Genomic DNA, 11,301 nt, shown 5'->3' with positions numbered 1-11,301 from the left:
CGGCCCGCAAGCTCAAGCGGTTGCAGCAAGACCTGTCCCGCAAGACCAAGGGATCGAACAACCGCAAGAAGGCCGTCGTGAAGGTCGCTCGGGCGCATGCCCAGGTGGCCGACACTCGGCGGGACTGGCAGCACAAGCTGTCCACGGCGATCATCCGCGACAATCAAGCGGTGTTCGTCGAGGACCTGTGCGTCGTCGGTCTCGGCCGGACCCGGCTCGCCAAGTCCGTGCACGACGCGGGGTGGGCCAGCTTCACCGCCATGTTGGAGTACAAGGCCGCCCGGTACGGGCGCACCTTCGCCCGGGTGGATCGGTTCTTCCCATCCACCCGGAGGTGCTCGGACTGCGGCCGGATCAACGACAAGATGGCGCTCGACGTCCGAGCGTGGGACTGCCCGTGCGGCAGCACCCACGACCGGGACGTCAACGCGGCCATGAACGTGCTCGCGGCGGGACGCGCCGAGAGCCTAAACGCCTGTGGAGCGCAGGTAAGACCGGCACCCGTGCCGGCACCGCGCCGGGAAGCAGGAATCCGCCCGGACGCCGCGTGTTCCACGCGCAGCGCGGAGGGAACCTCCGTCCTTCAGGGCGGAGAGATCGTCAACGCGGTAACCCGCTGGTCCCATCTTCTTCGCCGCCTTCGTCCCGGTGGCGTACCTGGCGCTGATCGTGTACATGGTGGTCGCCAAGGTCTCCGACAGCGTGCCCGACCACCGCGGCGGCGGCGACGCCGCCCTGGTCGGCGGCATCGCGGCGCTCATCGTCTTCCTGGCGGCGCTCGCCGGCGACGGCAAGGGGCTGCCGATCCGGCCAAGGGGCCGGCGCTGCTGTACGACCTGGTCGCGGCGGCACAGAACCACATTCCGAACAGCGGCTTCATCGTGGCCTTCGGCATCCTGCTCATCGGCATGATCGCAGGGCTGGAGGGGTCGGGCTTCTCCGGCCTGCCGCTGACCGGATCGCTGGCGGGCAGTCTCGGTCCGGCCGCCGGGATCAGCTCCGAGACGCTCGCCGCCGTCGGTCAGATGGGCAACATCTGCTCCGGTGGGGGGACGCTTGTCGCCTGGTCCTCGCTCATCGCCGTCGCCGGCTTCGCCCGGGTGCCGGTGATCGACCTCGCCCGCAGGTGTTTCATCCCGGTGGTCAGCGGGCTCGTCGTGGGGGACCATCTTCGCCGTGGTCTTCTTCCCGTAGGCCTCGGCAACGGCACGTGCGGAGGCGGCGGGACGTGCTCGCCACCTGCGCACGTGCCGTCACCAGCTTGGCGGTGAACCCTACGGCGAGTCACAGTCACCTCCAGCCGCTTGCCGCCCACCCGAGCCGGCAGCCGGGCGGGTCGGCGATGGAGATCACCCTGAACCGGCTCAGTCGCCGGTCACGGCGACGGTGAGCTCCACCTCGACCGGCGCGCCGGACGGCAGGCTCGCCACCCCGACGGCCGAGCGCGCGACCGCGCCGCGTTCGCCCAGCCAGTCCCGCAGCACCTCCGACGCACCGTCGGCGACCGCGGAGTGCTGCGTGAAGTCGGGACGGCAGGCGACGTACACGGTCATCCGCAGGCACCGCCGCACCCGGTCCAGTCCGCCGACCGCCTCGGCCACCGCGGCGACGGCGTTGCCGGCCGCGAGGCCTGCTGCGGCGCGCGCTCGGCCACGGTCAGATCCGCCGCCCACCAGGCCGCGCACGGCCAGCCGGCCGTCCACCCGCGGCGTCATGCCCGCCGTGTACGCGGTGCCCGCGTGCACCACCACCGGCACGTAGTGGCCCTGCGGGGCCGAGGGTGCCGGCAGGGTCCCCCGGGCGGCTGGTTCAGCCACCGAGCACCACCCCGTCCTGCCGGGGGTCGGCGCCCCCGGTGAGGCAGCCGAGCCGCTCGTCCACCGAGACCACGAGGGCGCTCCCGCCCGCGTCCCACGGCCCCACCACCCGGACCGGGTGCCTGGCGGCGCGCAGCCCCGCGAGAGTCCGCTCCCCCAGCCGCGACTCGCAGATCAGCTCGTCGGGTGCCCCCACCACGTCCGCGTCGCTGCCCGGAAACACGGTGAACCGCGGCGCCGACACCGCCTCCTGCGGGTCCAGGCCATGGTCGATCAGGTGCGACAGCACCTGCATGTTCCACTGCACCTGTCCGTCACCACCGGGCGTGTTGCCGACGTGCCGTAGGGCTCCCCCGGCGTCGGTGACCAACCAGGCGTGGCAGGTGTGCAGTGGACGGCGCCGCGGTCGTACCTGATTCGGGTGGCCCTCCACCAGGTAAGCGCCGCGCCCCAGCCGGTTGTTGAGCACGATGCCGGTGCCCGGGATGGTGATTCGGGCGCCGAAGGTGAAGGCGAGCGAGTGGATGAAGCTGACGGCACGGCCGTCGCCGTCGACCGCGACGGTCGTCGTGGTGTCCCCGTCCGGCGTCAGCCCGGCCGTCGCGAGCGGACGCCGTCCGGCGGCCAGCCTCGCCCGCACGTCCGCCACGGCCTCGGGCCGCAGCAGCGTCTGCCAGGCGTCCGTGTCGGCGCCGCACCGTTCCCAACGGTCCCGGAAGGCCTGCCGGGCCGCTCCAACGAGCCAGCCGACCGCGTCGGCGCTCAGCCAGGGCAGCCCGGAGAGCATCCCGTCGCACACGGCCGCCTGCTGCAGCACCATCCAGCCCGGCGTGGGCAGCGGTGTCGCGTGCACGACCAGGTCGCCGTACCGCCCGGCGATCGCCTCGCCCTCGAGCGCGACGCCGGAGGCCATCCACTCGTCGCCGCTGAACGGAGCGCCTGCTGCGGCCAGCGCGGCCACCGCGCGATCGGCCAGTTCGCCGGTGTAGAGAGCGCGGGGATCGGCCGCGAGCAGCCGCAGCGAGTCGGCGAGTTCCGGCTGCGCGAGCCGTTCGCCGACCTGCGGCGCCCGATCGTTGCGCAGGAACGTCCGTCGGGCCCCCTCGTCGGCTCGCAACTGCGCCTCGTGCTCGAGGATGTCCGCGCGGTTCTTGCGAGTGCAGGGCAGGCCGCGTTCGGCCGCCGCGATGGCCGGCGCCCACAACTCGGGGAGGCTGCGCGTCGCCCCGCGGGCGTGCAGCGCGGCGATCGCGGTCACCGCACCCGGAGCCGCCACGGCGAGCGCCCCGGTGAGGGGAATCGCGGACAGGCCCCGCGTGCGGTAGAACTCCAGGTCGCCGCCGTCCGGCCCGTACCCGCTGCCGTTGATCGTCCACACCGACCCGTCGGGCTCCCGGACCACGGCGAAGGCGTCGCCGCCGACGCCGCACTGGCCTGGCAGCGCCAGCCAGGACATCGCGGCCATCGCGACGGTCGCGTCGATCGCGGTGCCGCCCTCGGCGAGCACGCGATGACCGACGGCGCTGACTGCGGGATGGCTCGAGGCCGCCATGTGTTCACCGGCGAGGACCGCGTTGCGGGTCGGCGCTGGCCATTCCGCGTTCATCTCCGTCATTTGACCGGCTTGCGTCGGCGCGGGCCGCCGGTCGCGATGTCCTCTGGCGTCACGCCCACGTAGATCTGCCCGTCCTCTTCCCGCACCGGGAACGTCTTGATCGGTTCGGTGGCGGGCGGGCAGACCGGCTCGCCCGTCTCGAGATCGAAGACGCTGCCGTGGCAGGAGCAGCCGATGCCGTCGTCGACCAGCTTGCCCGAGGACAGCAGGCAGTCCAGGTGGGTGCAGTAGTTCGACGTCGCGTACGCCTTGCCCTGGGAGCGGGCGACGCACAGTTCCAGGCTGTCGGCGTAGAAGCGGCGAACGTACCCGTCGGGCACCTGACCGGAGCGGGCGACGCACACGAATGTGACGGCGCCCGGCTTCGCTTGCGGGTGCGCGGTGCCGGCGGCCTCGGGCGTGCTCATGAGCTTACGTAAACGGTCTTGTCGACGGTGTAGAAGTGCATCATCGTCTCCCCTGCCTGTTCCTTGAACGTCTGGGTGCTGGAGTTCTTGAGCCCACCGAAGGGCGCGTTCATCGCCATGCCGGTGGTGGGCTGGTTGACCTTCACCAGGCCGCTGTCGACCCGGCGGGCGAAGCCGAGCGCGCGGCCCAGGTCACGGGTGACGATCCCGGCTGACAAGCCGTACGCCGTGTCGTTGGCGACGCTGATCGCCTCGTCGAGCGAGTCGACGCGCAGCACGCCCAGGACCGGGCCGAAGATCTCCTCCTGCGCCAGCCGCGAGGACGGGTCGACATCGGTGAAGACCGCCGGGCGGACGAAATTGCCGTGTTCCAGGCCCGGGCCGAGCGGCTCGTCACCGGCGCGGAGGCGGGCGCCGGCGGCCGCCGCGAGCTCGAGGTGGTGCCGGGTCTTCTCCCGTTGCGCGCGGGTCGCCAGCGGGCCCATCTGCACGCCGTCGGAGAGTCCGTCGCCCACCCGGCGGGCGCGGGCGAGTGCGACCACCCGCTCGACGAGCGCGTCGTGCACCGCGTCGTGGACGATCAGGCGGCTGGTGCCGGTGCACGCCTGGCCGCTGAGGCCGAACGCCCCGCGGACCACGATGTCGGCCGCCCGGTCCAGGTCGGCGTCCTCCAGCACGATCACCGGGTTCTTGCCGCCCATCTCCAGTTGGCAGCGCTGGCTGGGTCCGACCGCGCGGTGGATGCTCGCCCCGACGTCGTACGAGCCGGTGAAGGTCACCGCACCCACCCGCGGATCCGCGACCAGTGCTGCCCCGGCCTGCCCGCCACCCTGCAGGAGGGCGAGCGCACCGGCCGGGACACCCGCCTCGAGCAGCGCCTCGACCAGCCGCTGCCCCATCAACGGGGTCACCTCGCTTGGTTTGAACACCACCCCGTTGCCCGCCGCCAAGGCGGGGCCGAGCTTGCGGGACGGGATGTTCAGCGGGAAGTTCCAGGGCGTGATGGCCACGACGACCCCGACGGGTTCCCGGGAGGTGTAGACGAGACTGCCGTCGCCCGTGGCGTACGTGCGGCCCGCGACGCGCAGCGCCTCACCCGCGTAGAAGCGGAGGTTCGACGGGGTCCGGCGGGTCTCGGTGAGCGCCTCGGTGAGCGTCTTGCCCTCCTCACGGACCAGTTCCCGGGCGAGGTGCTCGGCGCGGGCGGCAAGGATGTCCGCGGCCCGGTGCAGGACCTCCGCCCGCGCCTCCGGACCGCGCTGCGCCCATTCCCGGTAGCCGGCCGCGACCGCGGAGACCGCGTCGTGGGCGTCCTTCGCGTCGGAATCCGGGAAGACGGCGACGATTTCGCGCTCGTCAGCGGGGTTGCGGCGCTCGCGGGTACGCCCGCTGGCCGAGCCCACCCACTCGCCACCGATGAGGTTGCCTTTCACAGTTGTTCCTCCAACGCCGTCAGTTCGGCCAGGTCGACGTCCTCGTCGGCGAGGATCCGGGGATCGACGCTGATCTGTGCGGTGATCAGTTCCTTGGCGACGAGGACGTCCGCGCCGCGGTCGACGGCGAACGCCGCCCGTACCAGGCCGTTGCGCAGATAGAAGGCCGAGAAGTCGCAGTCCTCGACCGAGCCGCGCACGACCAGCTCGTCCCAGACCGGCGCGTGGCCGGTGTACTGCAGGTTGTGCTCGTACTGGTCCGACCAGAACCAGTGCGGTTCGGCGTACACGGTGGTCCGGCCGATCATGTTGTTGGCGGCGGCGGTGGCCTGCCGGCTCGCGTTGTCGAAGTGCTCGACCCGGATCCGCTCCCCGAACAGCGGATGCCAGTGGTTGGCCACGTCGCCGGCGGCATACACGTTCGGCACCGCGGTGCGGCAGTACTCGTCGACGAGAATGCCGTTGTCGACGGCGAGGCCGGACCGCTCGGCGACCGCGGTGTTCGGCGTGATGCCGACGCCCACCACCACCAGGTCGCCCTCGATGCGGCCGCCGCTGGTGGTGACGACGACGCCGGTCGGTGTCTCGACGACGGACTCGACGGACTCACCCAGCCGCAGCGTGACGCCCTGTCGGCGATGGAGCGCCGCGCAGCTGGCTCCGATCTCGCGGCCGAGTACGCGCTGCAGCGGCACGTCCAGCGCCTCGACCACCGTGACGTCGGCGCCCATCCCGCGGCTGGTGGCGGCGACCTCGGCGCCGATGAAGCCGGCGCCGATGACGATCACGCGTACGCCCGGACGGAGTTGGGCGCGCAGGCGGTCCGCGTCCTGCAGGGTGCGGAGGTAGTGGACACGCTCACCCACGACGTCCGGGAGGCGGCGGGGACTCCCACCGGTGGCGAGGAGGACCGCGTCCGCGGCGACCTCCGTGCCGTCGGCCAACTCGACCAGCCCACGCTCCGGCCGGATCCGGACGGCCGGCTGGCCGAGCCGCAGGCGCACGTCGTTCGCCGTGCACCACTGCTCCGACAGCAGGTGCAGGCCGCAGTCGTCGTCGCCGGCGAGGTACTCCTTCGACAGCGGTGGCCGCTGGTACGGCGCCTCCGGCTCCGCACCGAGCAGCTCGATCCGGCCGTCGAAGCCGCGTCGGCGCAGCGCACGGGCGGCGACGGCGGCGGCCTGACCGGCGCCGATGGTGACGATGGTCCTGGTCATCGGCGTTTCACCCCGCAGCCCTGTCCGGGTGCGATGTGGCACCGGTCTGCGCGCGCCGGCTGCGCTGTCGCGGGTTTACGTAGATCTTGCCGTCCGCCACCCGGACGTCGTACGTCGGCTGGCACTCGGCCTGGTCCGCCGCCTCGCCGGTGGCCGGGTCGAAGGACCACTGGTGACCGGGGCAGATGATCCGCCCGTGCAGCACCGTCCCCTTGCTCAGGGAGCGCTGCTTGTGGACGCAGACGTCGTGCAACGCGAAGACCCGGCCGTCCACGACGAAGAGCGCGATCGGCGTGCCGCCGACGAGCACCTGCTTCCTCTTGCGGCGCGCGAGCTCGGACAGCTCGGCGACGAGCACCCACTCGACGGGGTTAGGCTCGCTCACTCCCGACTCCCTCCGTGTCTGAACCGGTTGCGGCACCGGGCCGCAGATGCCGAAAGGGTGGGCCAACCATGGACCCACCCGTCCGACGGCTTCGATCAGGCGCTGACCAGGTCCGGCGCCACGTAGGTGTCGTAGAGCGCCTTGGTGTAGGCGAAGCGCATCTCCGCGCCCCAGCGAACGAACTGCAGCGCGCGCTGCTGCAGTTCGGGCGTGTCGGCGTGGTCCAGGACGATCTGGTAGCCGCGCTCGCCGTGCACCTCGTCCGAGGTGATGTGCAGCTCGAAGAACTCGATCTCGTCCTCGGTGAAGCCGTACGCCTCGCGCAGCGGGACAATCTGCTTCTTGTAGATGCTCGGCACCTGGGACTCGAGGCCCACGACCAGTGCCGCGGTCGCCACCGCGAAGTGCTCCCGCATGGCCGTGGCGTAGCACCACGCCTGAAGCCCGCGGGTCACCGCGTTGATGTTGTTCGGGTCCTCGATCCGCTCCCGTGTCGTCCCGCACGCCTCGGCGAAGCGGATCAGCAGGTCGGTGTGACGGATGTCGGCCAGTTCCTCCTCGTACATGTTCTGCAAGAGGAAATCCTTGGCGTCGGTGCAGGTGTCAGGGGTGTTGGCGTAGACGTAGCTCAGGTAGTCGGCGAACGGGCCCACGTAGTGGTAGTGGTTCTCCGCCCAGCGTGCGAAGTGGTGCCGCTGCAGCTTGCCGTCGGCCCATGCCTGGCTGAACGACGCGTTCTTGGCCTCCCTGCCCTTGATCGCGTCCTCGAGGGCAGCGCGGAACTTGTCGCGGGAGAGCAGCTCGGTCATCTGGTCGCCTCTCTCTGTGGTGCGTCAATGCGATCCCGGCAGCTCGGCGTGGTGCCACGGGAGTCTCTGGGTGTCACCAACGCTAGGGAGCCGACGACCAGCGCCCCACGGTCAAGATGCACATCCTTCGCCGTAGTCTTCTGTGCAGACAGCCCACGGCGTTTCCGCGGCCGGTTTGCCATCGTGGGCCGATGCCCACGATCAACAGCGCGGATCCGCGCCGATTCAGGTGGACGCCGGCAAGGGTGTCGCGGAGCAGCGACCGCCAGCGTCGGTGGCGGGAGTGGATGGCCGTCGTGCTGGCGGTGAACAGCGGAGCCACCGACGCGATCGGGTTCCTGGCGCTAGGCGGCGCCTTCACCAGCGTGATGACCGGAAACCTGGTCCTGCTCGGGGTCGCCGTGGCCGGCACCGACGGCGCGCTGGCCGTACACACCGGGGCGGCGATCGCCAGTTTCGTCCTCGGCTGCTCGCTCGGCACGCGCATCGCCGGCACCCCGAGACCCGACGACCCGGTCTGGCCACGAGCGGTGACCCGCGCGCTGGCCGTCGAGGGCGTGGTGCTCAGCGGATACGCGGTGGGCTGGTGGTTGAGCGACGGCCGGCCGGCGGGGCAGCTGCAACTGTCGTTGCTGGCCCTCAACGCGCTCGCGCTCGGCATCCAGAGCACCACCGTACAGCGCTTCGGCGTGGCGGGACTGTCGACCACCTATCTCACCGGAACGCTCACCACCGTGATCGCGCGACTCACCTCCGGGCACCGACTGCGCGACGTCGCGCAGAACATCCTCACCCTGCTGGGGCTGATCGCGGGCGCGGCGCTCGGCGGGTTGCTCGCGGTACGCGCGCCGGTGTGGGCGCCCCTGGTGCAACTGGGGAGCCTCGGCATCGTCCTGGCCGCAGCCGTCGCGGCGATCCAGCCGACGCCCGACCGCAACCTCATTCGTCGCTGACCTTCCGGCCAGCGGATCCGCCGCCGGCATGAACGTGTGACGGCAGCCAGGGATCGATCAAGGACACGACGGCCGCCCTACTCCGCCGAAGGGTGCCCACCCAGCGTCTAACGGTCCGATCTGATCGACGACGACCGGAGTCGGGAACGGACGCTGATCCGCCTTCCCGGCCCCCGGCCGTCGCGACTTCCGACCGCCGGCGGTGGTCAAGGCTGCAGCTTCAGTGGTGGAAGGGGCCGCAGGCGTGTGGTGTACGCCTACAGCCGCGGCCCTTGTCCACGTCAGTTGAAGCCGACTACTGCCCTGGGGATCAGGACCTGCAGGTGTTGAGCATGCTCTGCAGGGCGGACTTCTCCGACGACTGCAGCTTCAGGCCCCAGCTGTACTTCACGGAGAACGGCGATCAACTGCGGCCTGCCGGGCGGCTGACGCCGCGCCATGCGCCGATCGAACCGGTCATCGGCGGCTTACTGAGTCGGACAGTCCCCATGTCATGATCGCGCCCGACGCTGACGGGATCCTCGTTCACCGGGCGCAGTTTGTCAGGCCCGATCCCGCCAGCGATCAGCGAACCGAGCCTCGTAGTTTGACTCCTCAACCAGTGGGGCCGGACACCTGCTCGGCGGCGCGGCGTACGTCGTCGAGCAGTATCTCCATGTCGTTGCGGGTGGTGCGGTAGTTGAGTACGCAGCCGCGTAGCGCGAAGCGGCCGTTGAGGGTCGCGTTCGACAGGTACGAGCTACCGGCCTGCTGCAGCGACACCAGGATTCGTTCGTTGAGGCGGTCGAGTTCCTGCTCCTCGACCCGGGACCTTGGCCCGGTACGTACCGCCGGGGGCAGGTAACGGAAGCAGAAGATGGAGAGCTCCACCGGGGAGAGCAGCTCGAAGTCGTCGCTGGCGTTGACGAGTTCCGCCAGGTAGCGGGCGCAGTCGAGGTTGGATTCGATCGCTTCGCCGACAGCCTGCGAACCGGCGTGGGCCAGCACCATCCACACCTTGAGGGCGCGAAAACGCCGGGAGAGGTCCGGGCCGTAATCCCAGAACGTGAACGCCTCGGCGGGCTCGGTCTGCATGACCCGGGTGTAGTCGGCGTCCAGGGTGAAGGCGGCGCGCGCGCCTCGGGGCTGCGGTAGATGAGGCAGCCGCAGTCAGCGGGCAGGTAAAGCCACTTGTGCGGGTCGAGGGCGATCGAGTCCGCCTCCGACAAACCATCAAAGAGCGGGCGGGCCGAGCGGGCGAGTCGGGCGAAGCCGCCGTAACAGGCGTCGACATGCATCCACAGCCCATACCGCTTCGCCGTTGCCGCGATCTCCGTCAACGGATCGATCGCACCGGTTCCCACCGTGCCCGCGTTCGCAACCACGCAGAAGGGATCCGCAGCCGCAGCCATGTCCTCTTCGATCTTGCGTACCAGGTCGTCGACGTCCATCCGGAAGCGCGCGTCCACCGCGACCTCTCGTACGTTCCCCCGGCCGATGCCGAGGAGGGCCGCGGCCTTGTGGATCGAGTGGTGGGTTTCCTGGGAGGCGTAGATCCGAAGCGGCCTGGGATAGGCACTCACGCCGTCGGTTGCGACCACATCGCCGCAGTGGCGGTGCCGCGCGGCGGCGAGAGCGGCGAAGTTGGCCATCGAGCCGCCGCTCATGAAGAGGCCACCCGCACTCGGGTCGCAGCCCAGCGCCTCCTTGATCCAGCCGATCGCCACGTGTTCCAGCTCGGTGGGGGCCGGCGCTGATCGCCAAGCGGGAAGGTTCGCGTTCAGAGCCGAGGCGAGGAAGTCGGCCACCGACGCCACTGCCGTGCCCGGCGCGGAGACGTACCCGAAAAAGCGCGGATGCCCGTTGTGCCGGCTACCAGGCACGATCACATCGCGAAAGACGTCGAGCAAGTGGCTGAAATCGCGACCTTCGACGGGCAGCGGCTCGGCGAGCAAATTCTTCAGCGCGGCCGCCGAGGTACGCGGAGCGACAGGCCGGTCGCGGATCGAGCCGTGGTAGGCGGCGACCCACTCCACGGCTTCCATACCCATCTCCCGGATCCTCCCTGGCGAGGGATCCAACGCGGAATCGCCGGTCGGTCGGCCAGATGAGGTCGGACTCATCGCCGGAGCCTAGCCCAGCTTCCGTCGTTCGCGTGACAGCGAGGATGGCCGCGCCTGGGGTGATCCGCTCCCGGCCGAGCTGAGGAGGGCCGGGGTTCGGGGCCGGCCGCACCCCCGACGCCGACCTCCTCGCCCACGCCGTCGCCGAGGGGGGCCGAGCCGCGAGGTCTTCTGATCGTGTCGTCCCCAGGCGTGGCCGGCCGCCCGGCCGTGCCGGCCGGAGGTCGCCAGCAGGCCGGGGCCGGGCCGGCGCCAAGACCGGCATGCTCAGCGAGCGAGCCAACATCCTGGAATGTCGACTCGATCAGGCCGCGCGCCATGAACCAGGGCCGACCTTCTAGAAGGGCCGAGGCTAGTAGACGCCCTGGCGGCGGTCAGATGCTGCTCGGCTAGGGCGGAAGGAGAGATCCGGAATACTGGTGGTCATCGTGGCTGGGTAACTCGTAGGTGTCGTCGTTCGGCCAGCTCCTCCGCGCTGACCACGGTCAGAACCGGGGTACCCGGCGGCGCGAACATGGTCACCACCAGCTGCGACTGCGCGTCCGGAAGGTTGTTGGCGCCCT

At 70.9% G+C, this 11,301-nt stretch carries 10 protein-coding genes and 1 pseudogene; 2 read left to right on the top strand and 9 right to left on the bottom strand.

What is annotated here, in order from left to right:
* Positions 1-1,271 (top strand): transposase (locus JNW89_RS15595; protein ID WP_238449466.1); only part of this gene is annotated, 1,271 nt, incomplete at its 5' end.
* 93 nt (positions 1,272-1,364) lie between these two features.
* Here the strand turns inward: JNW89_RS15595 and JNW89_RS15590 are convergent.
* From JNW89_RS15590 to JNW89_RS15560, 7 genes are all read right to left on the bottom strand, one after another.
* Entirely contained in the window at positions 1,365-1,817 is a 453-nt protein-coding gene (locus JNW89_RS15590; protein WP_238449465.1) for a RidA family protein, read from the bottom strand.
* The gene (locus JNW89_RS15585) at positions 1,810-3,423 is read right to left on the bottom strand and encodes a gamma-glutamyltransferase family protein (RefSeq protein ID WP_238449464.1); all 1,614 of its coding nucleotides are present in this window, start codon (positions 3,421-3,423) and stop codon (positions 1,810-1,812) included. Before JNW89_RS15585 ends, JNW89_RS15590 begins: the two co-directional genes overlap by 8 nt.
* A gap of 5 nt (positions 3,424-3,428) precedes the next feature.
* Complete coding sequence (locus JNW89_RS15580; RefSeq protein WP_238449463.1) at positions 3,429-3,839, bottom strand: non-heme iron oxygenase ferredoxin subunit; 411 nt, start codon at positions 3,837-3,839, stop codon at positions 3,429-3,431.
* Entirely contained in the window at positions 3,836-5,272 is a 1,437-nt protein-coding gene (locus tag JNW89_RS15575; RefSeq protein ID WP_238449462.1) for an aldehyde dehydrogenase family protein, read from the bottom strand. The genes JNW89_RS15580 and JNW89_RS15575 overlap by 4 nt, the downstream gene beginning before the upstream one ends.
* Positions 5,269-6,489 carry an NAD(P)/FAD-dependent oxidoreductase gene (locus JNW89_RS15570; protein WP_238449461.1) on the bottom strand — a complete coding sequence of 407 codons (1,221 nt, stop codon included), beginning with the start codon at positions 6,487-6,489 and terminating at the stop codon, positions 5,269-5,271. Before JNW89_RS15570 ends, JNW89_RS15575 begins: the two co-directional genes overlap by 4 nt.
* Positions 6,490-6,496: 7 nt before the next feature.
* Positions 6,497-6,874 carry a Rieske (2Fe-2S) protein gene (locus tag JNW89_RS15565; protein WP_238449460.1) on the bottom strand — a complete coding sequence of 126 codons (378 nt, stop codon included), beginning with the start codon at positions 6,872-6,874 and terminating at the stop codon, positions 6,497-6,499.
* 95 nt (positions 6,875-6,969) lie between these two features.
* The gene (locus tag JNW89_RS15560) at positions 6,970-7,683 is read right to left on the bottom strand and encodes a TenA family transcriptional regulator (protein WP_238449459.1); all 714 of its coding nucleotides are present in this window, start codon (positions 7,681-7,683) and stop codon (positions 6,970-6,972) included.
* A gap of 287 nt (positions 7,684-7,970) precedes the next feature.
* Here JNW89_RS15560 and JNW89_RS15555 point away from each other — a divergent pair, with 287 nt between their 5' ends.
* Positions 7,971-8,636 (top strand): DUF1275 family protein, encoded by a 666-nt coding sequence (locus JNW89_RS15555; RefSeq protein WP_238449458.1) that lies wholly within the window; start codon positions 7,971-7,973, stop codon positions 8,634-8,636.
* A 594-nt stretch (positions 8,637-9,230) separates the two neighbouring features.
* Here JNW89_RS15555 and JNW89_RS36770 read toward each other — a convergent pair.
* Together JNW89_RS36770 and JNW89_RS38805 are read right to left on the bottom strand one after the other, a co-directional pair.
* Complete coding sequence (locus JNW89_RS36770) at positions 9,231-9,734, bottom strand: pyridoxal-dependent decarboxylase (protein WP_255540852.1); 504 nt, start codon at positions 9,732-9,734, stop codon at positions 9,231-9,233.
* 32 nt (positions 9,735-9,766) lie between these two features.
* Positions 9,767-10,660 (bottom strand): annotated as a pseudogene (locus tag JNW89_RS38805) (pyridoxal phosphate-dependent decarboxylase family protein); the annotation flags it as partial.
* Positions 10,661-11,301: the final 641 nt, after the last annotated feature.

The organism is Micromonospora sp. 4G55, from assembly GCF_016803375.1.
This window is presented reverse-complemented; position numbering and strand designations above follow the sequence as displayed.

What these genes read in the sequence shown, in the direction of transcription:
- JNW89_RS15570 (WP_238449461.1), bottom strand. Translation starts at nt 6,489, where the DNA reads ATGACCAGGACCATCGTCACCATCGGCGCCGGTCAGGCCGCCGCCGTC.
- JNW89_RS15555 (WP_238449458.1), top strand. Translation starts at nt 7,971, where the DNA reads ATGGCCGTCGTGCTGGCGGTGAACAGCGGAGCCACCGACGCGATCGGG.
- JNW89_RS15560 (WP_238449459.1), bottom strand. Translation starts at nt 7,683, where the DNA reads ATGACCGAGCTGCTCTCCCGCGACAAGTTCCGCGCTGCCCTCGAGGAC.
- JNW89_RS15580 (WP_238449463.1), bottom strand. Translation starts at nt 3,839, where the DNA reads ATGAGCACGCCCGAGGCCGCCGGCACCGCGCACCCGCAAGCGAAGCCG.
- JNW89_RS15585 (WP_238449464.1), bottom strand. Translation starts at nt 3,423, where the DNA reads ATGAACGCGGAATGGCCAGCGCCGACCCGCAACGCGGTCCTCGCCGGT.